At 69.2% G+C, this 23,545-nt stretch carries 21 protein-coding genes; 9 read left to right on the forward strand and 12 right to left on the reverse strand.

All coding sequences use genetic code 11. The annotated features are described in order from the left end of the window. Window positions 1-12 precede the first annotated feature (12 nt). Window positions 13-1,998 (forward strand): M13 family metallopeptidase, encoded by a 1,986-nt coding sequence (locus tag JF781_RS02915; protein WP_225330397.1) that lies wholly within the window; start codon window positions 13-15, stop codon window positions 1,996-1,998. Here the strand turns inward: JF781_RS02915 and JF781_RS02920 are convergent. The 5 genes from JF781_RS02920 to JF781_RS02940 form a co-directional block, all read right to left on the reverse strand. Further along, complete coding sequence (locus JF781_RS02920; protein ID WP_225330396.1) at window positions 1,982-4,237, reverse strand: molybdopterin-dependent oxidoreductase; 2,256 nt, start codon at window positions 4,235-4,237, stop codon at window positions 1,982-1,984. The genes JF781_RS02915 and JF781_RS02920 overlap by 17 nt on opposite strands. A 27-nt stretch (window positions 4,238-4,264) precedes the next feature. Next, window positions 4,265-4,837 (reverse strand): TetR/AcrR family transcriptional regulator, encoded by a 573-nt coding sequence (locus tag JF781_RS02925; RefSeq protein ID WP_225330395.1) that lies wholly within the window; start codon window positions 4,835-4,837, stop codon window positions 4,265-4,267. A 144-nt stretch (window positions 4,838-4,981) separates the two neighbouring features. Further along, a complete protein-coding gene (locus JF781_RS02930) occupies window positions 4,982-6,022 on the reverse strand; it encodes a L,D-transpeptidase family protein (RefSeq protein WP_225341140.1) in 1,041 nt (346 codons plus the stop codon). A gap of 117 nt (window positions 6,023-6,139) precedes the next feature. After that, window positions 6,140-7,384 carry an MFS transporter gene (locus JF781_RS02935; RefSeq protein WP_225327304.1) on the reverse strand — a complete coding sequence of 415 codons (1,245 nt, stop codon included), beginning with the start codon at window positions 7,382-7,384 and terminating at the stop codon, window positions 6,140-6,142. A 118-nt stretch (window positions 7,385-7,502) separates the two neighbouring features. After that, the gene (locus JF781_RS02940; RefSeq protein WP_225327177.1) at window positions 7,503-7,793 is read right to left on the reverse strand and encodes a metal-sensitive transcriptional regulator; all 291 of its coding nucleotides are present in this window, start codon (window positions 7,791-7,793) and stop codon (window positions 7,503-7,505) included. 111 nt (window positions 7,794-7,904) lie between these two features. Here JF781_RS02940 and ilvD point away from each other — a divergent pair, with 111 nt between their 5' ends. Continuing rightward, window positions 7,905-9,617 (forward strand): dihydroxy-acid dehydratase, encoded by a 1,713-nt coding sequence (gene ilvD / locus JF781_RS02945; RefSeq protein ID WP_225327178.1) that lies wholly within the window; start codon window positions 7,905-7,907, stop codon window positions 9,615-9,617. Between the two features lie 64 nt (window positions 9,618-9,681). Here ilvD and JF781_RS02950 read toward each other — a convergent pair whose 3' ends face one another. Further along, window positions 9,682-10,122: an SPW repeat protein gene (locus JF781_RS02950; RefSeq protein ID WP_225327179.1), complete on the reverse strand. Its 441-nt coding sequence runs from the start codon at window positions 10,120-10,122 to the stop codon at window positions 9,682-9,684. Window positions 10,123-10,238: 116 nt separating this feature from the next. Here JF781_RS02950 and JF781_RS02955 point away from each other — a divergent pair, with 116 nt between their 5' ends. Then, window positions 10,239-11,222, forward strand: a complete 984-nt coding sequence (locus JF781_RS02955) for a nitronate monooxygenase (protein WP_225327180.1) — start codon at window positions 10,239-10,241, stop codon at window positions 11,220-11,222. A gap of 2 nt (window positions 11,223-11,224) precedes the next feature. Here the strand turns inward: JF781_RS02955 and JF781_RS02960 are convergent, their stop codons facing one another. Then, window positions 11,225-11,881 carry an O-methyltransferase gene (locus JF781_RS02960; protein ID WP_225327181.1) on the reverse strand — a complete coding sequence of 219 codons (657 nt, stop codon included), beginning with the start codon at window positions 11,879-11,881 and terminating at the stop codon, window positions 11,225-11,227. 146 nt (window positions 11,882-12,027) lie between these two features. Between JF781_RS02960 and mymT the strand changes: the two genes are divergently transcribed. Next, window positions 12,028-12,174 (forward strand): metallothionein MymT, encoded by a 147-nt coding sequence (mymT, locus tag JF781_RS02965; RefSeq protein ID WP_008261926.1) that lies wholly within the window; start codon window positions 12,028-12,030, stop codon window positions 12,172-12,174. Window positions 12,175-12,216: 42 nt separating this feature from the next. On the opposite strand, the gene JF781_RS02970 is transcribed toward mymT, so the two are convergent. The 4 genes from JF781_RS02970 to JF781_RS02985 form a co-directional block, all read right to left on the reverse strand. Continuing rightward, entirely contained in the window at window positions 12,217-14,334 is a 2,118-nt protein-coding gene (locus tag JF781_RS02970; RefSeq protein WP_225327182.1) for a glycoside hydrolase family 3 protein, read from the reverse strand. Further along, window positions 14,331-14,843, reverse strand: a complete 513-nt coding sequence (locus tag JF781_RS02975; protein WP_225327183.1) for a TIGR04338 family metallohydrolase — start codon at window positions 14,841-14,843, stop codon at window positions 14,331-14,333. The genes JF781_RS02970 and JF781_RS02975 overlap by 4 nt, the downstream gene beginning before the upstream one ends. Further along, window positions 14,840-15,589: a DUF2786 domain-containing protein gene (locus tag JF781_RS02980; RefSeq protein ID WP_225327184.1), complete on the reverse strand. Its 750-nt coding sequence runs from the start codon at window positions 15,587-15,589 to the stop codon at window positions 14,840-14,842. The genes JF781_RS02975 and JF781_RS02980 overlap by 4 nt, the downstream gene beginning before the upstream one ends. 196 nt (window positions 15,590-15,785) lie before the next feature. Continuing rightward, window positions 15,786-16,619, reverse strand: coding sequence for an alpha/beta hydrolase (locus tag JF781_RS02985; protein ID WP_225327185.1), 834 nt, complete (start codon window positions 16,617-16,619; stop codon window positions 15,786-15,788). A gap of 35 nt (window positions 16,620-16,654) precedes the next feature. Between JF781_RS02985 and JF781_RS02990 the strand changes: the two genes are divergently transcribed. Beyond that, window positions 16,655-17,707, forward strand: coding sequence for a sigma-70 family RNA polymerase sigma factor (locus tag JF781_RS02990; RefSeq protein ID WP_374109662.1), 1,053 nt, complete (start codon window positions 16,655-16,657; stop codon window positions 17,705-17,707). A gap of 10 nt (window positions 17,708-17,717) precedes the next feature. Continuing rightward, a complete protein-coding gene (locus JF781_RS02995) occupies window positions 17,718-19,130 on the forward strand; it encodes an alpha/beta hydrolase domain-containing protein (RefSeq protein WP_225327186.1) in 1,413 nt (470 codons plus the stop codon). Between the two features lie 19 nt (window positions 19,131-19,149). On the opposite strand, the gene JF781_RS03000 is transcribed toward JF781_RS02995, so the two are convergent. Then, a complete protein-coding gene (locus tag JF781_RS03000; RefSeq protein WP_225327187.1) occupies window positions 19,150-20,283 on the reverse strand; it encodes a dihydrodipicolinate reductase in 1,134 nt (377 codons plus the stop codon). 74 nt (window positions 20,284-20,357) lie between these two features. Between JF781_RS03000 and JF781_RS03005 the strand changes: the two genes are divergently transcribed. From JF781_RS03005 to JF781_RS03015, 3 genes are read left to right on the forward strand one after another with little or no spacing between them, the layout of a single operon-like run. Next, a complete protein-coding gene (locus JF781_RS03005) occupies window positions 20,358-21,236 on the forward strand; it encodes a MarR family transcriptional regulator (protein ID WP_225327188.1) in 879 nt (292 codons plus the stop codon). A gap of 24 nt (window positions 21,237-21,260) precedes the next feature. Then, complete coding sequence (locus JF781_RS03010) at window positions 21,261-21,986, forward strand: pirin family protein (protein ID WP_225327189.1); 726 nt, start codon at window positions 21,261-21,263, stop codon at window positions 21,984-21,986. A gap of 57 nt (window positions 21,987-22,043) precedes the next feature. Beyond that, window positions 22,044-23,489, forward strand: coding sequence for a YhgE/Pip domain-containing protein (locus JF781_RS03015; RefSeq protein ID WP_225327190.1), 1,446 nt, complete (start codon window positions 22,044-22,046; stop codon window positions 23,487-23,489). The last annotated feature ends 56 nt before the right edge of the window (window positions 23,490-23,545 follow it).

Here is a 23,545-nt window from a genome sequence, read left to right on the forward strand (position 1 = left end):
AAGGATGGCGGGGTGACGAATACGGCGCTCCGCTCGGGCATCGACCTGAGCTATGTAGACGACAGCATCCGCCCCCAAGACGACCTGTTCGGTCACGTCAACGGCCGCTGGCTGGCCGAATACGAGATCCCGGCGGACCGGGCCACCGACGGGGCCTTCCGGCAGCTGTACGACCGCGCCGAGGAACAGGTGCGGGACCTGATCGTCGAGGCCAGCGAGCAGCGTTCGGCCGGCGACGCCGACGCGCAACGCATCGGCGACCTGTATGCGAGCTTCCTCGACGAGGAGACCGTCGAGCGCCGCGGCGTGCGGCCGCTGCTCGACGAACTGGCGGTGATCGACGACGCCGCCGACGCCGACGCGCTGGCCGCCGCCCTCGGCGCCCTGCAGCGCACCGGGGTGGGCGGCGGTGTCGCGCTCTATGTGGACACCGACGCCAAGAACTCGGCCCGGTACCTGGTGCACTTCACCCAATCCGGGCTCGGGTTGCCCGACGAGTCCTACTACCGCGAGGAGCAGCACGCCGACCTGCTCGAGGCCTACCCCGGGCACATCGCGCGGATGTTCGGCCTGGTGTTCGGCGGGGACCCGGAAGGCCACATCCGGACCGCCGAGCGCATCGTCGCGTTGGAGACCCGGCTGGCCGAGGCGCACTGGGATGTGGTCAAGCGCCGCGATGCCGACCTCACCTACAACCTGCGCACGTTCGCGGAGTTGCGCGACGAGTCGGTCGGCTTCGACTGGGTTACGTGGGCCGCCGCGCTCGGCACCAAGGTCGAGTCACTCGCGGAAATCGTTGTGCGCCAACCCGATTACGTTCGGTCATTCGCCGAGCTGTGGCGCAACGAAGACCTCGAGGTGTGGAAGAGCTGGGCGCGGTGGCGGGTGATCCGCGCCCGGGCCCCCTGGCTGACCGACGAGCTGGTGGCGGCGGACTTCGACTTCTACGGCCGCCGGCTGACCGGCACCGAGCAGATCCGGGACCGGTGGAAGCGGGCGGTCTCGCTGGTCGAGAGCCTGATGGGTGATGCCGTCGGAAAGCTTTACGTGCAGCGGCATTTCCCGCCCGGCGCCAAGGCCCGCATCGACGAGCTGGTGGCCAACCTGCAGGCGGCCTACCGGATCAGCATCAACGACCTGGAGTGGATGACGCCGCAGACCCGGGAGCGGGCGCTGGCCAAGCTGGACAAGTTCACCGCCAAGGTCGGCTACCCGGCGAAGTGGCGGGACTACTCCACCCTGGTGATCGACCGCAGCGACCTCTACGGCAACTATCAGCGCGGGTACGCCGTCAACCACGACCGCGAGCTGGCCAAGCTCGGCGGGCCGGTGGACAAGGACGAGTGGTTCATGACCCCGCAGACGGTCAACGCGTACTACAACCCGGGCATGAACGAAATCGTCTTCCCGGCAGCCATTTTGCAGCCCCCGTTCTTCGACGCCGAGGCCGACGACGCCGCCAACTACGGAGGCATCGGCGCGGTGATCGGGCACGAGATCGGCCACGGCTTCGACGACCAGGGCGCCAAGTACGACGGCGACGGAAACCTGATCGACTGGTGGACCGACGCCGACCGCACCGAATTCGGCTCCCGCACAAAGGCCCTCATCGAGCAGTACGACACGTACACCCCGCGCGAGTTGGCGAGCGGCCACCACGTGAACGGCGCGTTCACCGTCGGAGAGAACATCGGAGACCTGGGCGGGCTGTCGATCGCGCTGCTGGCCTACCAGTTGTCGCTGAACGGCCGGCCCGCTCCCGTGATCGACGGCCTGACCGGCGTGCAGCGCGTGTTCTACGGCTGGGCGCAGGTGTGGCGCACCAAATCCCGTGACGCCGAAGTGATCCGGCGCCTGGCGGTAGATCCGCATTCGCCGCCGGAATTCCGCTGCAACGGCGTGCTGCGCAACATGGACGCCTTCTACGACGCCTTCGACGGCGCCGACACGGGCGCACTGTTCCTGGAGCCGGAGCGCCGGGTCAAGATCTGGAACTGACCGGCGTCAGCGCCTCGATGCGGGCGGGCACGTGCTTGTGCCACGGCGTTCCCGCGTAGGGATCACGCCACCCGGACGAGGTGAGCGCGTTCGGGGCCACGCCGGGAACGACGGTGTGACCGTCGTCGTCGATGTAGTCGAGCCCAAAGCCGTTGGGCAGGGCGGCATGTCCGGCGAGCATGGTCTCGGTGATCTCGACGGTGGCCTCGGCGGTGCCGGCCGCGGTGCTGATGCGGGCCCGGCATCCGTCGACCAGCCCCAGGGCCTGGGCGTCTTCGACGCTCACCCGCAGCGCGCCGTCGGCGTCGCGTTTGCGCCAGGACGGGTCGCGGAAGATGTCGTTGGCGGTGTAGGCGCGCCGCTCCCCCACCGACAGCACGATCGGGAAATCCGGGGTGGTCAGCTCGGCCGGGGTGCGGGCCAGCGCCCTCAATTCGTCGAGCAGCGGCGGGATTTCCAGCGCGATCTTGTGGTCGGGGTGGCTGATCAACGCGAAGTCGTCCTCGTAGTTGTGGGCGGTGAACGTCACCCCCGAGGGGTGGTCCAGGATCGCGTCGAACAGCGCGTTGCCGTCGGCATGGCCGGCGCGCCGCACCGCGTCGGGATAGTTCATCGCGGTCTTCTGGGCCAGGCCCCAGAGCGCGGCCGCGCCGCGCAGACCCTCCGGCAGCGTGGGTCCGAGCGTCTCGTAGAGCACATACGGAAGCAGCTGGGCCACAGTCGGATTGGTGGCCGCCGTGGTGAGGAAGGCCTCGGCGTACGCCGGCCGACCCCGCTGAGCGGCGTCGCGCAGGGGCCGCAGGTCCGCGTCGTCGACCACGCCGAGCGCCCGCACCAGCCGGGCCCAGATCTCGGGCTCGGGCAGCGTTCCCGGCAACGGCGCCAGCAGCGGACGGCGCAATTGGAACGTGTTGTGCGGAAACTCCAGGTTGAAGAAGGTGGCTTCCGGTTTCTCGAATTGGGACGCGGCCGGCAGCACGTAATGGGCGAGCCTGGCGGTCTCGGTCATCGCGACGTCGATGACCACCATCAGTTCCAGCGCCTCGAAGGCCTCGCGGCAGGCGGTCGAATCGGCCAGCGAGTGAGCGGGATTGCTGCTTTCCACGATCATGGCCCGGAAGCGGTCCGGGTGGTCGGTCAGGATTTCCTCGGGAATCACGTTGCTGGGCACCAACCCGGAGATGATCGGGGCGCCGGTGACCGGTGTGCGGCCGGAGAACTGGCCGAACAGCGGCGCGAACGACGAATGCAGGTGCTGGCCGCCCCTTTTCGCGAAGTTGCCGGTGAGCACCCACAGCAGCTTGTTCAGGTAGGAGCACAGCGTGCTGTTGGGCGCCTGCTGCACGCCGAGGTCCTCGAAGACCGACACGCTCGCGGCGGCGCCGATGCGTCGGGCCGCCGCGCGCAGCAGTTCCTCGTCGACCCCGCAATGTTGCGCGTAGTCGGCCACCGCAACCTCGCGCAACGCGTCGCGGACGGTGTCGGCCCCGCGCACGTGCCCGGCGAGAAACGTTTCGTCGCACAGGTTTTCCTGGACGAGGACGGCGGCCAGCGCCGCCAGGCACCACGCGTCGGTGCCGGGGCGCACCCGCAGATGGAAGTCGGACATCTTGGCGGTGTCGGTGACGACGGGGTCGATGACGATCATCGACCGGGCCGGATCCTTGGCGATCTCGTTCAGCACCACCCGGGCGCGCGGAAAGCTCTGCGACATCCACGGGTTCTTGCCGACGAACACCGCCACCTCGGCGTGCTCGAACTCGCCCCGGGTGTGGCCGCCGTACAACTGCCCGTCGACCCAGGCCTCGCCGGTCTTCTCCTGCGCCAACGCATTTGAACGGTAGCGGGAGCCCAGCGCCTTCAGGAAGGCGCCGCTGTACGCCCCGCCCAGATGGTTGCCCTGCCCGCCGCCGCCGTAGTAGAAGATCTTGTCCCCGCCGTAGGCATCGCGAATGTGCTTGAACCCCTCGGCGATCTCCACGATCGCGGTGTCCCAGTCGATCTCCTCGTAGCTGCCGTCGGCGCGGCGGCGCAGCGGAGAGGTCAGCCGGGTGCGGCTGTTCTGATAGTGGTCCAGCCGCAACGCCTTGTTGCAGGTGTAGCCCTGCGACGCCGGGTGCGCCTTGTCCCCGCGGATGCGGGCCAGCCGGCGATCGTCGACCTGAACGACGATGCCGCAGTTGCATTCACACAGGATGCACGCGCTGGATTGCCATTCACCGGTCTCGTTTGTGGTCACTGCGGGACATCCTCTCCGGTCACCTGATTACGACGACGTGGCCGACAGCAGCTCGCGCACCTGGCGGCGGACGACGTCCAGGGGCATCAGGTCGCGGCGCACCCGTGCCAGCACGATCGCGCCCTCGAGCGCGGTGGTGGCCAGGACCGCCAATTCGCCTGCGCGCTCGCGGGTTATCCCGTCGGCGATGAAGCGCTGCGCGATCAGGTCGGTCCAGCGGTCGAACACCGCCGCCGCGCGCTCGACCACCGGCGCCATGCGCTCGGCGTCCTCCGGCTCGCCCGCCTCCACGGACACGGCCACGATGGGGCAGCCGGCGCGGAAGTCGCTGTCGAGCAGCTGCCGGCGGTACTTGTCGATCAGGGTGTCGATCAGCTCGGGGCCGCTCTCGGCCTCGGCGATGATCGCGGCGACGTGGTCGCCGGCGTAGTCCACCGCCTCGCAGAGCAGTTGCGTGCGGCCGCCCGGGAAGTAGTGATAGGCCGATCCGCGCGGCGCCCCGCTGTGCTCGAGGACGTCGGAGATGGCGGTGGCGTGCGCGCCGCGCTCCCTGATCAGCAGCGCGGCCGACGTCACCATCCGTTCGCGTGGTCCGCGCATCGCCGCTCCTCAGGCCGAGTTATATATGATGCTATACATAATCGCCGCGCCCGCGAAACCCCCCGCGGCGAGGTGATGGCGAGAAGACGCAGAATCGCCCGATTTCGCGTGGAAATGGGCGATTCTGCGTCTGCTCGCGGAGAGCTAGTTCATCCAGTCGGCGGAGCCGTCGTTCTTCTTGTAGCTGCCGCCGGTGGAGTTCTTCACGATGATCGGGTCTCCCGCGCCGAAGTTGTCGAAAAACCACTTCGCGTTGGAGGGGCTGATGTTGATGCAGCCGTGGCTGACGTCGCGCTTGCCCTGGTCGTCCACCGACCACGGGGCGCTGTGCACGTAGTCGCCGACATTGTCGAAGCGGACCGCGTCCTCCACCGTCACCTTGTAGCCGTACGTCGAGTTGACCGGGACCCCATAGGTGGACGAATCCATCACCACCGACGGCTTCTTGTCCTGCACGTAGTAGGTGCCATTGGGGGTCTGGTGGTTGCCGGACGTCATGCCCATCGACATCGGGATCGTCTTCTCCACCGTGCCGTTGCGGGTGACGGTCAACTGATGGGTGGCGTCGTCGGCCGTGGCCACCAGCGTGTCCCCGGTTCGGAAGCTCGACACGGTGCCCCCGGCGTCGACGGTCACCGCGGTGTGGGCGGGCCAGAAGCTCAATGGCCGCCAGCGCAGCTGCGTGGGGGTCATCCAGTAGAACTTGCCCGGGACCGCGGGCACCGACGAGACGTGGACCGCGCCTTCCGCGGCCCCGGCGTCGTCGACGCGTCCCGGAAAGTTGATGATGATCGGCTGGGCGACGCCCACGGTCGACCCGCCCGCGGGAAGGATCTTCGGCGGCCCGAACGGCGCCGTCCCGGTGAACGGGGTGGGGTTCTGGCCGGCGGCCGAGGCCGCGGCGGGTTCCGCCATCGGGGGAACCCAGGGCGGCGCCGCCGCCGGGTCGGGCGGGGGCGGGGGCGCCAGCGGGTCGGGCGGGGGTGGCGGCGCGAAGGGATCCGGCGGCGCGGGCGGGCCGGGCGGGGCGGCGACGGCGCCCGGGTCAGCGGGAGCCGGGTCCGGGTCGGCCAGCGCCGGGGCCGCGCTCAGCACCAGTGCCAGGGTCATGACAGCGCCCCAGCCGGTGACGTTCAGAGCGGCGAAGAGACCCTTGAAAGTCCAGGCCCTCGTCCAGCCCGACATATGCATACCTCCACTCGTGTACTCGACACAGTCTGGCATAGGGCGCGCGCCGTCGACCGTCGCCGGCGGCCGCCGGCGGCCCCGATGGCTCCCGGAACACGCCTCTGACCTGGGCGGTTATGAATCGCGTGAGCTTGTCGGCCGCGGCTGCGGGACGTCCAGCATCCGCCGGTTGGCCGCGATGCCGACCAGCGCGACCGCCATCAGGATCGCCGAAGCGATCAGCATCATCGTGACGCTGTGCTCGTAGAGCAGCCCACCCGCCAGCGAGCCGGCCATGATGCCGACCTGAAACGCCGTCACGTAGAGCCCCGACGCGCCGTCGGGGTCGTCGGCCCCGTTGCGCATGGCGGCGGATTGCATCATCGGCGATACGGCGGTGGCCATGGCCCCCCACAGCACGATGGCGGCGGTGCCGATCAGCGCGGTCGTCGCGCCGGACCGGCCGCCGAACGCCAGCGCGGTCAGCACCACGAAGGCGGCCGTCAGGCCCGTCATGCACAGGATGACGGCGGACTTGGGCCGGTGGTCCAGCGGCCGCGCCACCAGCGGCACCGACAGCAGGCCGGCCAGCCCGTAGGCGGCCAGCACCCACGCCAGGTTCGGCCCGCGCACGCCCAGGACGTTGCGGATGAGCTCGACGATGAACGTGTAGGACACGAAATGGCCGGTGACCGCGATCATCGCCAGCACGCTCACGGTGATCAGCCGTCCGTTGCGGTGGTGGCGGGACCGGGGCCCGACGTGGGCGAGCTGGTCGTCGGTGAGCACCATCTCCGGCAGCATCACCCGGGCGGCGATCGTGACGAGCGCGGCCGCGACGGTGACGCACACGACGGCCAGGCGCCAGCCCCACATCAGGCTCAGGGCCGCGGTCAGCGGGCTGCCCACGACCAGCGCCAGGCTGGTGCCGACGTAGATCGACATGGTGGCGCGCCCGGCGTGGCTGGGCGGCACCAGCCGGATCGCGATCGGCGCGATGACCGACCACAGCAGGCCGTGCGTGACCGCGCAGAGCACCCGCCCGGCGGCCAGCACCGCGAAGTTGGGCGCCAGCGCCGAGATCAGCTGCGAGGCGGTCAGGCAGGTCAGGCTCGCGACCAGCACGCGGCGGCGGGGCAGGTGCGCGGTCCAGCGCACCAGCGGGATCGTAGTCAGGGCCGCCACCAGGGCGTACCAGGACAGCAGGGTGCCCACCAGGACCAAGCTGACGTTGAGGTTGCGGGCGATCGCCGGCAGCGCGCCCACCGGCAGGATCTCGGCGGTGACATAGGTGAAGGCCGCGGCCGCGAGGATGGCGAGCTGAGCCGCGATCCGTGGCGTCCACGTTCGCGCGGCTGTGTTGGCGGTTTCGGCAGTCATCACAGTCATCGGTTGGGTGTGCGCAATCGGCTGAGCAACGTCGCCGAGGTCGCGCTCCCCTACCGTACGCACACCGACTGCCGGTTCCTCCAACTTGGCGTGGCAACACGCCCTGCGATCAGGAGCGCACCAGGCGGGCGATCGCGGCGGAGGCCTCGGTGAGCTTGGTGTCGGCCTCGTCGCCGCCCTCGGCCACCGCGCGGGTGACGCAGTGGCTCAGGTGCTCGTCGAGCAAATTCAGCGCGACCGAACGCAGCGCGCTGTTGACGGCGCTGATCTGGGTCAGGACGTCGATGCAGTACTTGTCTTCCTCGATCATGCGGGCGATCCCCCGCACCTGGCCCTCGATGCGCCGCAGCCGCTTGGCGTAATTGTCCTTCTGCTGCGAGTACCCGTGTTCGTCGGTCATGTTCGTTTCACCCCTGCCGCTACGCCTGCCGTGCCGCCACGTCCACCTTATACCCCGGCGGGGTATTACCCCGGGGACGGGCATCGCGACTGGCCAGCGCATACTTGAACAATGCCCACCACCGATTCGGCTCGGACCGCCGACATCAAGCCGCGTAGTCGTGACGTCACCGACGGCCTGGAGAAGGCCGCCGCCCGTGGCATGCTGCGGGCCGTAGGCATGGGAGACGAGGACTTCGCCAAGCCGCAAATCGGCGTCGCGTCGTCCTGGAACGAGATCACGCCGTGCAACCTCTCGCTCGACCGGCTCGCCAAGGCCGTCAAGGAGGGGGTGTTCTCCGCCGGCGGCTACCCCCTCGAGTTCGGCACCATCTCGGTGTCCGACGGCATCTCGATGGGCCACGAGGGGATGCACTTCTCGCTGGTGTCGCGCGAGGTGATCGCCGACAGCGTCGAGACGGTGATGCAGGCCGAACGCCTCGACGGCTCGGTGCTGCTGGCCGGCTGCGACAAGTCGCTGCCCGGGATGCTGATGGCCGCCGCGCGGCTGGATCTGGCCTCGGTGTTCCTCTACGCCGGTTCGATCCTGCCCGGGGTCGCCAAGCTTTCCGACGGCAGCGAGCGCGAGGTCACCATCATCGACGCGTTCGAGGCGGTGGGGGCCTGCGCCCGCGGGCTGATGCCGCGCGAGGACGTCGACGCCATCGAGCGTGCGATCTGTCCCGGCGAGGGCGCCTGCGGCGGCATGTACACCGCCAACACGATGGCCAGCGCGGCCGAGGCGCTCGGGATGTCGTTGCCCGGAAGCGCGGCGCCGCCGGCGACCGATCGCCGCCGCGACGGGTTCGCCCGGCGCAGCGGTGCGGCCGTTGTCGAACTGCTGCGGCGCGGGATCACCGCCCGCGACATCCTCACCAAGGAGGCGTTCGAGAACGCGATCGCGGTGGTGATGGCGTTCGGCGGCTCCACCAACGCGGTGCTGCACCTGCTGGCCATCGCCCACGAGGCCGACGTCGCGCTGACGCTCGACGATTTCAGCCGGATCGGGTCGAAGGTTCCACACCTGGCCGACGTCAAGCCGTTCGGCCGCCACGTCATGTCCCACGTCGACCACATCGGCGGTGTGCCGGTGATGATGAAGGCGTTGCTGGATGCCGGCCTGCTGCACGGCGATTGCTTGACGGTGACCGGTGCGACCCTGGCCGAGAATCTGGCCGAGATCGCCCCGCCCGACCCGGACGGCAAGGTGCTGCGGGCCCTGAGCAATCCCATTCACCCCACCGGGGGAATCACCATCCTGCGCGGCTCACTGGCGCCCGAGGGCGCGGTGGTCAAGTCGGCCGGCTTCGATTCCGACGTGTTCGAAGGCACCGCAAGGGTTTTCGACGGCGAGCGGGCCGCGCTGGACGCCCTGGAGGACGGCACCATCACCAAGGGCGACGCGGTGGTGATCCGCTACGAAGGCCCGAAGGGCGGCCCCGGCATGCGGGAAATGCTCGCCATCACCGGCGCGATCAAGGGCGCCGGTCTCGGCAAGGACGTGCTGTTGCTGACCGACGGCCGGTTCTCCGGCGGGACGACCGGCCTGTGCGTCGGCCACATCGCCCCCGAGGCGGTGGACGCCGGGCCGATCGCGTTTCTGCGCGACGGCGACCGCATCCGCCTGGACGTCGCCAACCGTGTCCTCGACGTGCTCACCGATCCCGCCGAATTCGATTCTCGGCGAACGGGTTTCACGCCGCCGCCGCCGCGCTACAAGACCGGGGTGCTGGCCAAGTACGTCAAGCTGGTCAGCTCGGCCGCGATCGGCGCAGTCTGCGGTTGATCTCCGCCTGACCGGATCGTCCGGCCAGGCGGCGAATCGACTTGTGGCCTAACCGAGTTCGGGACTAGGCGTGGGTGCCCGTGGCGCGCGTGCGCATGCCGAAGTAGGTGGCGTTGAGGCCCAAGAAGGTCAACAACGCACCCGCGACGACATTCGACCAGGTCATGCCGGTGGTCAGCACGACGTCCGGCACGATCCACGTTGACACGATGACCCACACGCCGAGCACCGGCAGCGTCCACGTCATGCCGTGCGCGCGATCCAGCGCCGTCGCGCACCCGTACGCCAGGAACGCCACCGCGATCCCTGCGATCAGGTCAGACGTGGCAAGCGTCCTCGTCGCGCTGAATCCCACGATCCACGGTGACGCGGCCACGTACAGACCCGTCAGCAGAGCCAGGCCGAAGGTGAAATGCGCACTCATCGACTCGGCGACGCGCTCATAGCGGGCGCGCAGCGCCAACAAATCGGGGTGGTGATCGATTGATGAATGGACTGTACTCATTTTGTGACCTTTCTGTTATGCAGCAAGCCTTTTGAGCTGGGCTGCACCCATCCATCTGACGTCAAGATTACGCTCGATCGCTGTCCAATTCGAGGAACCGCGTAGCGTCTTCAGGCATGGACATCGCGGACCGACTGCGGCTCGATTGCCCGGTGGGGCAGGCCGGCATGGGCGGCGGGCTGGCGGGGGCGAGCCTGGCGGCCGCGGTCGCCAACGCGGGCGGGCTCGGCACCCTGGGCATCGACACCCCGCGCCGGCTGCGGGCCTCGATCGACCGGGTGCGCGAGCAGGCGCCGGGTCGCGCCGTCGCGGTAAACCTGTTGCTGCCCTTTGTGCATCGCCACCACGTCGCGGTGTGCGTCGATGCCCGCGTGGACGTCGTCGTGTTGGCGTTCGGAGAGAAACGCGGCCTCGTCGAGCACCTGCGGGACGCCGGGATCTTCGTCTTTGTGATGGTCGGCACCGAGGCGCAGGCGCGCGCCGCAATCGCCTCGGGCGCCGACGGTTTGATCGCGCAGGGGCGCGAGGCCGGCGGGCACCTCGTCGGGACCGTGCCCGCCCTGGATTTTTTGCCGCACGCCCTGCGCGCGGCCGGGGGCCGACCGGTGTTTTTGGCCGGCGGCATCGCCACGGCCGCCGACACTCGCGCCGCGCTGGACGGCGGCGCCGACGGCGTGATCGCAGGCACGCGATTCCTGTTGACGCACGAGGCCAATGCGAGCCGCGAGTATCAGCGGCGAATCCTTCGGGCGGACAGGACGATCGAGACAAACCTGTTCGGGCTGAGCTGGCCGCTACGGCACCGCGTGGTGCCCAACGCGGCCACCCACCGGTGGTGTCGGCCCGACGGGCGGGCCAAGGCTGTGCCGGCGGCCCTCAACGCGGCCAGCCGTCCCCTGTCGGCGCTGGGCTATTTCGATGCGGGCGCACTGATGCGCCTGCAGTCGCCGGCCCTTCCGTTCTTCACGCCGCTGGCACCGGTGGCCGGTGTGCCCGATTCGTGGCTGGACAGCGCGGCCCTGTACGCCGGTGAAACCGCCCTGCGGATAGGCGAACTCACCTCCGCCGGGCAAGCGGTCGCCGACCTGTGCCCGCGCTGAGGCTACTGCACCAGCGCCAAGGCGAAGCCGTCCCAGTGCTTGGCCCCCACCGTCTGGATCACCGCGGTGTCCAGCCGCGGGTGCTCTCCCATCGCCTGTAGCGTCTCGCGGGTCGCCCGCACCCGGGCGTCGTCGCAATCCGGCCGCAGAATCTGACCGTCGCGAATCACGTTGTCCACCACCACGACTGCGCCGGGACGGGCCAATCGGACGGCCCACTGAAGGTACGCAAGGTTGTTCTCCTTGTCGGCGTCGATGAAGATCAGATCGAAGGGTCCGGTCACCGTCGGCAGCGTGTCCAGCGCCGCGCCGACGAGCACCTCCACCCGATCGGCGACGCCGGCGCGCTCCAGGTTGCCCCGCGCCACCTCGGCGTGCTTCGGCTCGTATTCCAGCGTCACCACCCGGCCCTGCGGCCCGGCGCCGCGCGCCAGCCAGATGGTGCTGAAGCCACCCAGGGTGCCGATCTCGAGGATGCGCCGCGCGCCGATGGCGCCGGCGAGCAGGCTCAAGAACTTTCCCTGCTGCACCGATACCGCGATCGGCGGTAACCCGGCCGCGTTGCTGGCCTCGAGCGCCGCGGTCAAGGACGGGTCGTCGCCAACCACCGTGCTGTCCAGGAATGCGTCGACGTCGTGGGGGGTCGGTTTCTCGCTCATGGCGTCAACGCTAGCGGGCGCCCACCCGGCCCTTGCACGACGGCCGGGCCCGTCGCCGCCGTTTACATATACCCATGGGGGGTATATGGTGAGGGTGCGGCCGAACCGCGCCGCACAAGTCACACCAGGAGAAAAGGGTGAATCAGATGGCAACTTACGAAGCCGGGACCCTGCTGACGTGCGGTCACGAAGGCTGCGGCTGCCGTGTCCGCATCGAGGTCCCCTGCCACTGCTCGGGTGCGGGCGAGGGGTACCGCTGCACGTGCGGCGACGCGCTGACCCCCGTCGAGTAACGCGCCGGCACGGCCGTGCGTTCGGGTGTCAGCCCGCGTGAGTCATCGCCCGAACGTACGGCCGGTCAGCGCCACCGCGGCCGACAGACGCATGGCCGACGCCGAAATGCCCACCCCCGCCGTGTAATCGCCCGGCTCGATCCGCCAGCTTCCGACGCTGCCGTCGTAGCGGGCGAGCAGGCGCGGATCGGTCTCGATCCGCACCCGGCAGGTGTCGCCCGGGTCGAGCTCGACCCGCTCGAATCCCAGCAGCCGCAGGCACGGTCCGCCGGGGACGGCCGTCACATACAGCTGCGGCACGTCCGCCCCAGCGCGATCGCCGGCATTGACGACGCTGAACGTGGCGGTGATGGTCTGCCCGCCGGTGACTACCAGGTCGCGGTAGTCAAACCTGGTGTAGGACAGGCCATGACCGAAGGCGAACATCGGCTGGCGGCCGTTGCCCGCGTACCAGCGGTAGCCGACATCGGCGCCCTCGAAGTACTCGATCGTGCTCGCCGTTCCCCACGGTTCGCCGGCACCGGGCAGCCGCGGGCGAGGCGTCTGGTCCAGATCGACCGGGAAGGTGATCGGTAACCGGCCCGACGGGTTCACCCGCCCGGTGAGGATCTCGGCGATCGCCCGGGCGCCGGCCTGACCCGGATACCACGCCTGCACAACGGCATTCACCGCGTCGCACCACGGCATGCTCACCGGGTTGCCGGTCTCGAGCACGACCACGGTATTGGGATTGGCCGCCGCCACGGCCGCGATCATCTCGTCCTGGCCCCACGGCAGCGACAGGTCGGCGAGGTCGTAGCCCTCCCCTTCGGCGCGCACCGCGAACACGATCGCGGTGTCGGCTTGCTGCGCCGCCCGCGCCGCCTCGGCCGGGCTGATGCCGGGATCGAACTCAATCTGGGCCTGCGGCAGCTGTTTTCGCAACTCCTGCAACGGCGACGACGGCAGCAGGTACAGGTTGCGCAGCCCGGCCTCCAGTCCCGAGCCGCCGATCGGGACCACGCCCGCGTAGCCGCCCTGGGGAACGACGGTGCTCGAACCGTAACCGGCCGGCACACCCAGGTGCGCGTAACCGCCGATGACGGCGATGCGCAGGCCCGACTCGGGCGCCACCGGGAGCGCCCCCCGGTTGGCCAGCAGCACGGTCCCCTGCCGCGCTATGCGCAGCGCAATCTCGTTGTGCGCGGCCATATCCGGGGCCGGACCCGGTTCGGCGCGGTCGATGCCGACGGCGAACATGGACCTCAGGATCCGTCGGACCATGTCCGACAGGCGCCCCGTGGGCAGCCTGCCGCCGGTGTACGCGTCGCGCAGCGGCACACCGAAGGCCTCGGCCTGCCACAGCAGCGCGTCGATCTGGGCCCCGCACTCCTGGTCGAGGCCGCTTAGCGCGCATTCCCAGCTCGGCGTGGCGCCCCAATCGGACATGACCCAGCCGCGATAGGCCCAGGCGCCCTTGAGCACCTCGTTGATCAAAACATCGTTTGCCGCGGCGTAGACGCCGTTGATCTTGTTGTATGCGGTCATCACGGCGCCGGGTTGCGCCCGCTCGATCGCGATCTCGAAGGCCAGCAGGTCGGATTCGCGGTGCGCGTCGGGATCGATGACCGCGTCCAGGAAGTGCCGGTTGGTCTCGTTGCAGTTCAGCGAGTAGTGCTTCACGGTCGAGATGACGCCGTGGCGCTGGATGCCGTCGATCGACTCCGCGATCATCGCGGCGGTCAAAAGCGGGTCCTCGGAAAGGTATTCGAAGTTGCGGCCGTTGCGCGGATCGCGCGCGAGGTTCATCGCCCCGGCGAGCTGCACGTTGATTCCGCGGCTGCGCGCCTCCCGGCCGATCACGTCGCCGGCGGACCGGGCCAGCGCCGGATCGAAGCTGGCGGCCAGCGCCAGCCCGGCGGGCAGCGCGGTGGCCGTGTCGCCCGGACGGTAGCCGGGGTTGGTGATGCCCAGGCCGGCATCGCTCATCCGCAGCGGCGGCACCCCGAGGCGGGGGACCCCGGGCACGTACCCCGCGCTCATCGGCGTGTCCGCCGGGATGCGCTCGTCGCGCACCGGCCACATGTCACCGGCCCCCATCACCGAGACCAGCAGCGAGAACCGCTCGTCGTCGGTCATCTGGGCTTCGATCTCGCGCGCCCGATCGTCGGGATCTCTCACCGCACACCCTCTTTGGCGTAGACGACGCGCAGCACATGCCCCAGTTCGGGTCCCATCACCAGCTCCGTCAACTCACAGATCGTCGCAACGAACTCGAGGCCGTGCGGCGGCTCGGCCTGGCACAAATGATGCGCCACTTCGTGCAGGATCACCAGCTCACGCAGCGCCCAGTCGGCGGTGTCACGGTCGGGGACCGCGATAATGCCTGCGCCGTCGTGGTTTTCGTAGTGCGCAGCGGTGGCGGCCCGCCGCGGCCGGACCCGCAACGGCGCCACCCCCGGCCATCGCTGCCGCACCGCCGGCAGCGCCAGCACGTCGTCCACGTAGCGCTGGGCGGAGGCCACCGAGCCGAACCGGCCTTCGGGCGGCAGCGTCAACTGCGTGCCGAAGAAGTCCACCGCGGGTGAGCCGTGCTGGGCCGCACGGTCAAACAGCGTGCGGACGAACTCCTCGGCCGCATACACCCTGGACCGTTGAGAATCCCGTCGCGGGGAATTCCCGGCAGTCATCCGCTCAGCGCGCTCCGCGCCCCCGGGAGTTCGGGGCTGTTGCCGAGCCGCGCTCGCTTCCCGGCCCGATCGCCGGCGCGCCGCGCCGCCGAGGAATACCCGGCCGACGCCCGGCTGGCCTGCCAGGTGCCGCGCGCCTTCGACGCGCCGCGGTAGTAGTCCACGAGCTCAACCTCCTTGTCCCGCAAGGCGATTGCGGTTCCCGGCGCACGCCGCCGGTCCCTGGTGGCTTCCCGCCGGGCCTCGTCGCGGGCCTCGGCCAGCCGCTGCCCGACGCGCGCCCCGAAGGCCAGCTGAAAGTTGAGCCGGGCGGTGATCGTCGGCGTGGGACGATGCGCACCCGAGGACAGGTAGGCGTCCGACGCGCGCACCATTTGCACGACCAGGCTGGCATACAGCGCGTGGCTGGCGTCGATGTCCTCGGCGAACCCGTAGGCGTAGACGAACGTCGAATTCGATGCGACGTCGCATCGAACGTCGTTGGCGGCGGCGATCAGCACGAAGAGCTGAACATACGTCCGTAACCCCTTGGCGCCCGCCGCGCCGATCGTGATGGTGCGCTGCGTCGGGGCCTGCGCGGCCGAACGCTGGGCCGAATGGGAGCGCGCCACCGCAAGGTCGATGGACGCGGCCGTCGCGAGCCGCTGCGCGGCCGACATGAACGCGTCGGCCTCGTGGGTGTTATCGGTGCCTTCGGCCTGACGCAGCAGTGCGGCGATGCGCGCCAGCATCTTGTCGTCAGTCATTGGCGCCGCTCCTCCCCATCGCCTCGCTCTGCATCGTCACCGGCGCGAGTCATTGGCGCCGCTCCTCCTCATCGCCTCGCTCTGCATCGTCACCGGCGCGAGTCATTGCCGCCGCTCCTCCTCATCGCTACGCTCTGCATCGTCACCGGCGCGGGTCATTGCCGCCAAGCTACGGGAGCGCTCCGACATTCTTGCCTCACAGCCGAGCGGTGATCCAGGAGACGACATCGTCGAGCACCTGCTCGCGCTCGGGCTCGTTGAAGACCTCGTGATACAGGCCGGGATACACCTTGAGCTCGACGTCCGTGGACCCCACGCATTCCACCAGGCGGTGGCTGCCGGCGACGGGAATCAACCGGTCCTCGGAGCCGTGCACCACCAGCAACGGCGCGGTCAGGGCCGGCGCCCGCTGCGGCATCGTCTCGCCGACCTGCAGCAACGCGCGGCCGATGCCAGCCGTCACCTTGCCGTGGTATACCAGCGGGTCGCTCTTGTAGGCGGCCACCACCGCGGGATCGCGCGAGATGGCGTCGACGTCGAGGTCCTGCGCGGGCAGCCCGGGCACGATGGCGCCGAGCACCTTGGCGGCCAGGGCCAGCAGCGGCGATACCTGGTCCTGGGCCGCCACCGCGGGTCCCGACAGCACCATCAGGTCGTAGTTGTCCGGGCGTTCGACGCCGTAGGCGAAGACGATGCCCCCGCCCATGCTGTGGCCCAGCACGACGCGCTTGAGGCCGTGGTGTTCCCGGGTGGCGATCCCGACCAGGGTGTCGAAGTCGGTGGTGTACTCGTGAATGTCGCGCACCACCGCCCGTTTGCCGCCGGAGCGGCCGTGTCCGCGATGATCCAGCGCGTAGGTGACCAGGCCCGCCTCGTCGAAGCGCCGGGCGACGTGGTCGTAGCGGCGGGCGTACTCGCCGAGGCCGTGCGACAGCACCAGGACCGCCCGCGGTGCCGTGTCGGGGGTCCAGACGTCGTAGACGATGCGCACACCGCCGAATCCGTCGAAACTGTGTTCGGTGCGGTTCATCGGGTGGTCCTAGTCATTGAGGTGCAGCGTAGTGGCTGGGATGCGGGCCGGGGTTGCGGACACTGCGTAGGCTCATCCGCGTGAGCCTTCTCGCGCAAAACTCCGAAGGCGACTCGGTGCTGGGGACCGATTTCTCGGCGCAGGCCGAGCCGTATCGCCGCGAGCTGCTCGCCCACTGCTATCGGATGACCGGGTCCTTGCACGACGCCGAGGATCTGGTGCAGGAGACGTTGCTGCGGGCCTGGAAGTCCTACGACCGTTTCGAGGGAAAGTCCTCGCTGCGGACGTGGCTGCACCGCATCGCCACCAACACCTGCCTGAGCGCGCTGGAGGGCAAAGGGCGCAGGGCGTTGCCGGTGGGCCTGGGCGCCCCCAGCTCGGACCCGACCGCCGAGCTGGTGGAGCGCCGTGAAGTGCCGTGGCTGGAGCCACTACCGACGTTGACCGATGACCCGGCGGACCCGTCGGTGGTCGTCGGGTCGCGGGAGTCGGTGCGGCTGGCGTTTGTGGCTGCGCTGCAATACCTTCCGCCGCGACAACGGGCCGTGCTGCTCCTGCGCGACGTGCTGCAGTGGCGCTCCGCCGAGGTCGCCGAGGCGGTCGGTACCACCACGACCGCCGTCAACAGCCTGCTGCAGCGGGCCCGGTCGCAGCTGGACGCCGTCGGACCCAGCGCCAATGATCAACTGGCGCCGCCGGATTCGCCGGAGGCCCAAGACCTGCTGGCCCGCTACATCGCCGCATTCGAAACCTACGACATCGACCGCCTGGTGGAGATGTTCACCGCGGAGGCGATCTGGGAAATGCCGCCGTACGCGGGCTGGTATCGGGGCGCGGCGGACATCGTCACGCTCATCCGTCAGCAATGCCCGGCCGAGGCGAGCGGAGACATGCGACTGCTACCGCTGGTCGCCAACGGTCAGCTCGCCGCGGCGATGTACATGCGCGCCGGCGACGAACATGTCCGCTTCCAGTTGCACGTGCTGGATGTGCACGGCGAGAAGGTGTCTCACGTGGTGGCGTTCCTCGATGACACGTTGTTCACGAAGTTCGGGCTACCCAGTTCGCTGTCCGCGGGTCACAGGTAAGAAGGTTGCGATGACGAGTTCCACCGCCCAGGTCACGGCCGCGCCCGGCAAGCCGCTGCTGCTGCTGAGCGCCTATGACCTCGCCGACGTGGGCTATCGCGTCGAGGAGTTCTTCGTTTCCGCGACGGCCTCGTCCTATACCGCGGTGACCGAGCTGGGACCGGACGGCCGCTGGGACGTCACACCCTCGGGCTCAGCCGATTACACGACGCGCATCGTGGTGTTGACCCCGTCGGATCCGACTCGGTTTAACGGAACAGTACTGGTCGAATGGCTCAACGTCAGCGGCGGCATCGACGCTCCCGCGGTATGGATGATGGCGCATCGCGAAATCGTCCGCGCCGGTTACGCCTATGTCGGGGTCTCGGCTCAGCGGGTGGGGGTCGAGGGCGGCGACAGCCTGCTCGGCGCCGACATGTCGCTGAAAAGCCAGGATCCGCAACGGTATGCGCCCCTGCACCACCCGGGCGACGCCTTCTCCTACGACATCTTCTCGCAAATCGGTTGCCTGCTCAAAAGCGCCGAACGCCATGCGCTCGTGCGGGATCTGCCCGTGCGGCGCGTCATTGCGCTGGGCGAATCGCAGTCGGCGATGTTCCTGACGACCTACATCAATGCGATCGACCCGTTGGCCCGCAGCTACGACGGGTTCCTTGTCCATTCCCGTTTCGGCCCGGCCGCCCCGCTCGACGGTACCTCGATCTTCGCGGAAGCCGAGGAGCCGCAAGGGGTTGGGTTCCGGCCGGAACTGCGCGTCCCGCTGCTGACGGTCATCACCGAAACCGACGTCTTCGGCGGAGCCCGGCAGGGCTACTACTTCGCGCGGCAGCCCGACAACCAATACCTGCGGGTCTGGGAGATCGCCGGCGCCGCCCATGCCGACAACTACACCATCCAGGCCGCGTTCATCGACAGCGGCTCGGCGCCGCTCGAGGCCATCGCCGCCGCCTACGCGCCGACCAACATGCTGATGGGCCAGCAGTTGGCGCACTGCATCAACTTCGGTCCGCAACACCACTATGTGGTGCAGGCCGCGCTCGCCGCGCTCAACACCTGGGTCGCCGGCGGCGGGCCGCCGCCCAGCGCCGAGCCCCTCGAGGTTCGCGAAACCGAAGGGCCACAACCGGTTCTGGACGGCAATGGCCTCACCCGGGGCGGCCTTCGGACCCCCTGGGTGGACGTGCCGGTCGCCCGGACGTCGGGCCTGGGCGGCGACGAGAGCATCATGTCGATGATTTTCGGCTCCGGCGAGCTTTTCGACGCCACTACGCTGCGCCGGCTCTATCCCGGCGGAAGCACGGAATACCTGGAACGCTTCACCGCCGCGCTCGACGCGGCGATCCGCTCTGGATTCATCCTGCCGGCAGACCGCGCCGAGATCCTGGAACTCGCCGCCGCGACGTATCCCGGCGACCGGTCTTAGGCGAGGCCCGATTGCCGGGCTAGAACAGCCGGCTGTCCGGCGGCGGGCCCGGCACCGGACGCACCAGGCCGGCGCCGGTGATCAGCGGCAGGTCCAGCGCGCAGAGCAACCCGGGCGGGGCCGCGCACACCGCGGGGATGGCATTGACCATCCGCGAGGAGCCGGCGATGCGCGCCCCCAGGTCGTGGTCGCGGTCTTCGGCCATCTCGAATTCGCACCGCATGCTCGGGGAACCCTCGATCTCCACGCGGTACAACCCCCGACCGGACGCCATGCCGTAACCGAGGTCCTTGGGCGGGATGCAGATGTGCGGCTGGGGCCAGTCCGGGGCGATGTCGTCGCGCATGCGCGTCACGTGGTCGAGGACGAAAGTCGGTTTCCCGCCGACGAAACCGGTCAGCGTCGAGCGCATGGCCGCGATCGTTCCGGCCGCGATGTGCCCCGTCGGCGTGTCGAACGATTCGTCGGCGGGGATCCGCTCGTTGGCCTCCTCGATGTTGTCGATCTTGACCCCCAGCCCGGCGGCGAGCTGGTGCAACACGGGGCCCCAGCCGAACGTGAACACCCCGGGCGTCGCCGCGAACGCCGGATACTCCGGCGGTTGGCCGAACCCGAGGATCTCGTACACGGCGGAGCGGTCCGGGTAGGTCGCGTAGTTGAACATCTCCGTCACCCGCACCGATTCGATCACCCGGGAGACACCGGTAAGCACCAGCGGCAGAACGTCATTGGCGAACCCGGAGTCGATGCCGGTGGTGAAGAACGACACCCCACCGTCGATCGCGGCCTGGCGCAGCGGCTCGGTGAACGCGGAGTCGACCGCGTCGGGAAAGACGAGTGGCACCACCGAACACGACACCACGTTCTTTCCCGCCCGCAGGATCGACACCATGTCCTCGACCGCCTCCAGCGGCCGTAGGTTCGCGCCGGCGGCGTACACCACCGCGTCGGCGTCGCCGGCGAGCATGTCCGCCGGATCCTGGGTGGCCACCACGCCCACGGGCGCGATGCCACACAGCTCCCCGGCATCGCGGCCGGCCTTGGCGTCGCTGTGCACCACGACGTCGACCAGTTGGAGCTCCGGATGGTCGATCACCCCCCGCAGGGCGACCACGCCCATGGAACCGGGTCCCCACACTCCCACCTTCAGCACGACGATCTCCTAATATTAGGATGTATAATCTTGCATTTTGGACGGATCGTAGGGAGGCGGCGGTGGATACGTCAATGGCGGAGACGCGCGGCGAAGCGCGCGCCAAATCGCCGCCCACCGCGCGGGTGATGGATGTCCTTGCGGCCCTGGCGAAGTCACCGAACGGACTGACATCGGCCGAGCTGGCGAAGAGGTGCGCGATCAGCACCTCGACGTGCGCCCTCGTGCTGGCCGAGTTGGAACGGCGCGCCTGGGTGGCGCGGCGCGGGGATCGGCGCTACGTCCTGGGCAGCGGGCTGTTCGGGCTGGTGCACGGGCTGCGCGAGCAGTTTCCCCTGCTGGACCGCGGACGTGACGCGCTGCGCTTCCTGCACGACACGCTCGGCGCGGGCTGCTCCATGTCGAAGATCGGCGCTCGGCACCTGACCACCGTCGACACGGTCGGCCACGGCACCGACGGCGAACACGCTGTAGGGCAGCGCTTCCCCATCGACCCGCCATTCGGTCTGGTCGCCATGGCCTGGCGCGACGACGATTTCATCCGGGCCTGGCTGCATCGCGTGACGCCCCGCCTCACCCGTGCCGAAATCGCGCAGCACCAACGGGTACTGGCCGATATCCGCGCCCGCGGCTATGGCGCCTGGCGCTTCGACGACACCCACCAGTCGCTGCACAGTCGGCTGGCCGAGCTGTTGGCCTCGCTGGAGCCGACGGCGCACGTCACCCGTCAGCTCACCACGCTGATGACGATGGTGACCCTGCAGTCGGTCACCGACATCCTCGAAACAGACTTGGCCACTGCAGAATTCGTCGTACTGCCGATCTTCGCCCCCGATGGCCAGCCGGAGTATCAGATCGAGATTCACCTCGGCCACGCCACCGGGTTGACTTTGCCCGAACTCGACGCCGCGCTCCGGCATGCCCAGGGGCTGCTCACCGCCGCGGTCGGCTGACCCGACCGGGATTACGCTGGGGTCATGTCTGCCACCGCGGAGATCCGGCGTGCGGCCGATCGGGCCGTCACCACCACACCCTGGTTGACCTCCCGGCACTCGTTCTCCTTCGGCGACCACTACGATCCCGACAACACCCATTACGGGCTGCTGCTCGTCAACAACGACGACATCGTCGCCCCGGGAACGGGATTCGACACACACCCGCACCGGGACATGGAAATCGTGACCTGGGTGCTGCGGGGCGAACTATCCCATCATGACTCCACCGGAAACCGCGGAGTCATCTATCCCGGTCTGGCGCAACGCATGTCGGCCGGCAGCGGCATCCTGCACTCCGAGCGCAACGACTCCGCCAGCGAGCCGGTGCATTTCGTGCAGATGTGGGTGGTGCCCGACGAATCCGGCATCGACCCGAGCTACCAACAGCACGAGATCGACCCGAAAATGTTGGACGACAACCTTGTGACGATCGCCTCAGGCATGCGCGCCCACGACGCGGCGATCACCCTGCACAACCGCAACGCCGCGCTGCACGCCGCCCGGCTGCGGGCCGGGGCGGCGGTGCACCTCCCAATGGCGCCTTACCTGCATTTTTTCCTGGCCCGCGGCCGGGTCAGCATCGAAGGGATCGGGGAGTTGGGCGTGGGCGACGCCGTGCGTTTGGCCGACGCCGACGGCCGGCGCGCGGCGGCGAGCGAGCCCTCCGAACTGCTGATCTGGGAGATGCACGGGAAGCTGGGCGACTGAGCCCATAGAGGGCCGGCGACGCAGCCCATAGAGTGGGCACGACAGACAGGAGTCGGCATGCCTCACTCGCACGCGCAGCACGCGGCACCCAACCCCAACCGAAACATCAAGGCGATCCGCACCGTGCGATTCTGGGGGGCGCCCCTGGTCATCACGTTGGCGCTGATGTCGGCGCTGTGCGCGCTCTACCTCGGCGGCATCTTGAACCCGAGCACCAACCTGCACCATTTCCCCATCGCGGTGGCGAACGAGGACGCGGGCCCCGGCGGCGCGCAGATTACCGACCGGCTGGTCAATGGGTTGGACAAGAACAAGTTCGATGTCCGGGTGCTCTCCCGCGGCGAGGCTAAAGATCAACTGGACACCGGCCTGGTGTACGGCTCGGTGGTGATACCGCCCAGCTTCTCGTCCAGGCTGCGGGACTTCGCGACCAGCGCGGTGGTGCCCGCCCGCGCCGAACGGCCGTCGATCACCGTCTCCACCAACCCGCGGGCCGGCACACTGGGCGCGAGCATCGCCGGCCAAACCCTCAGCACGGCCATGGGCATGGCCAACGGCATAGCGGGACAACGGGTTATGGCGGAGGTGGCCGCGCAGACCGGCGGCGCGCCCCTTCCCGGCGCGGCCCAGGTGGGGCTGGCCGCCCCCATCGAGATCCAGTCGGTTGTCTACAACCCGCTGCCCAACGGCACCGGCAACGGTTTGTCCGCCTTCTATTACGCGCTGCTGCTACTGCTGGCCGGATTCACCGGCAGCATCGTGGTCAGCACGCTGGTGGACGCGCTACTCGGCTATGTGCCGGCCGAATTCGGCCCGGTGTATCGGTTCGCCGAGCAGGTCAGGATCTCCAGATTCCAGACGCTGCTGCTCAAGTGGGCGATGATGGTGTTGCTCGGGCTGCTCACCTCGGCGGTGTACCTGTGGATCGCCGACGCGCTGGGCATGCCCATAGATCTCAGTTGGCAACTCTGGGCGTTCGGCGTGTTCGCGATCGCCGCGGTGGGCATCACGTCCAGTTCCCTGCTCTCGGTGCTCGGCACGGCGGGGATGCTGGTCAGCATGCTCATCTTCGTGATCCTCGGCTTGCCGTCGGCCGGAGCCACGGTGCCGCTGGAGGCGACGCCGTCCTTCTTCCGCTGGCTGGCCGAATTCGAGCCGATGCACCAGGTTTTCCTGGGCGCTCGGTCGCTGCTGTACTTCGGTGGCCGCGGGGACGCGGGCCTGTCCCAGGCGCTGACCATGACGTCGGTGGGCCTCGTCATCGGGCTGCTGCTCGGCGGCATCGTCACGCACCTGTACGACCGCAAGGGCTTTCACCGGATTCAGGGTGCGGCCGCGTTCGCGGTCGCCCAGGAGCACCAGGCTCAACACAAGGCCCGCCGCGGCAAGCCGGCGGGGCCGGCGGCTGCCGAGCCGGCCGTCACCGAGCCGGCCGTCGACTCAGCCACGCCGGCCGACCCAGCCGACCCGCCCCAACCCGAAAGTTCCAGCGAGCAAACGTAATTCGCGCGTGGCCCAAGCGTCATCGGCCCGTGATCTTTGTTGACAGTGTGACTTAT

It is taken from the genome of Mycobacterium sp. WUMAC-067 (genome assembly GCF_020217485.1).
GTDB lineage: Bacteria > Actinomycetota > Actinomycetes > Mycobacteriales > Mycobacteriaceae > Mycobacterium.

What these genes read in the sequence shown, in the direction of transcription:
- JF781_RS02980 (WP_225327184.1), bottom strand. Translation starts at nt 15,589, where the DNA reads ATGACTGACGACAAGATGCTGGCGCGCATCGCCGCACTGCTGCGTCAG.
- JF781_RS02955 (WP_225327180.1), top strand. Translation starts at nt 10,239, where the DNA reads ATGGACATCGCGGACCGACTGCGGCTCGATTGCCCGGTGGGGCAGGCC.
- JF781_RS03010 (WP_225327189.1), top strand. Translation starts at nt 21,261, where the DNA reads ATGTCTGCCACCGCGGAGATCCGGCGTGCGGCCGATCGGGCCGTCACC.
- JF781_RS02985 (WP_225327185.1), bottom strand. Translation starts at nt 16,619, where the DNA reads ATGAACCGCACCGAACACAGTTTCGACGGATTCGGCGGTGTGCGCATC.
- JF781_RS02940 (WP_225327177.1), bottom strand. Translation starts at nt 7,793, where the DNA reads ATGACCGACGAACACGGGTACTCGCAGCAGAAGGACAATTACGCCAAG.
- JF781_RS02930 (WP_225341140.1), bottom strand. Translation starts at nt 6,022, where the DNA reads ATGTCGGGCTGGACGAGGGCCTGGACTTTCAAGGGTCTCTTCGCCGCT.
- JF781_RS02975 (WP_225327183.1), bottom strand. Translation starts at nt 14,843, where the DNA reads ATGACTGCCGGGAATTCCCCGCGACGGGATTCTCAACGGTCCAGGGTG.
- JF781_RS03015 (WP_225327190.1), top strand. Translation starts at nt 22,044, where the DNA reads ATGCCTCACTCGCACGCGCAGCACGCGGCACCCAACCCCAACCGAAAC.
- JF781_RS02935 (WP_225327304.1), bottom strand. Translation starts at nt 7,384, where the DNA reads ATGACTGCCGAAACCGCCAACACAGCCGCGCGAACGTGGACGCCACGG.
- ilvD (WP_225327178.1), top strand. Translation starts at nt 7,905, where the DNA reads ATGCCCACCACCGATTCGGCTCGGACCGCCGACATCAAGCCGCGTAGT.
- JF781_RS02960 (WP_225327181.1), bottom strand. Translation starts at nt 11,881, where the DNA reads ATGAGCGAGAAACCGACCCCCCACGACGTCGACGCATTCCTGGACAGC.
- JF781_RS02925 (WP_225330395.1), bottom strand. Translation starts at nt 4,837, where the DNA reads ATGCGCGGACCACGCGAACGGATGGTGACGTCGGCCGCGCTGCTGATC.
- JF781_RS03005 (WP_225327188.1), top strand. Translation starts at nt 20,358, where the DNA reads ATGGCGGAGACGCGCGGCGAAGCGCGCGCCAAATCGCCGCCCACCGCG.
- JF781_RS02950 (WP_225327179.1), bottom strand. Translation starts at nt 10,122, where the DNA reads ATGAGTACAGTCCATTCATCAATCGATCACCACCCCGATTTGTTGGCG.
- mymT (WP_008261926.1), top strand. Translation starts at nt 12,028, where the DNA reads ATGGCAACTTACGAAGCCGGGACCCTGCTGACGTGCGGTCACGAAGGC.
- JF781_RS02995 (WP_225327186.1), top strand. Translation starts at nt 17,718, where the DNA reads ATGACGAGTTCCACCGCCCAGGTCACGGCCGCGCCCGGCAAGCCGCTG.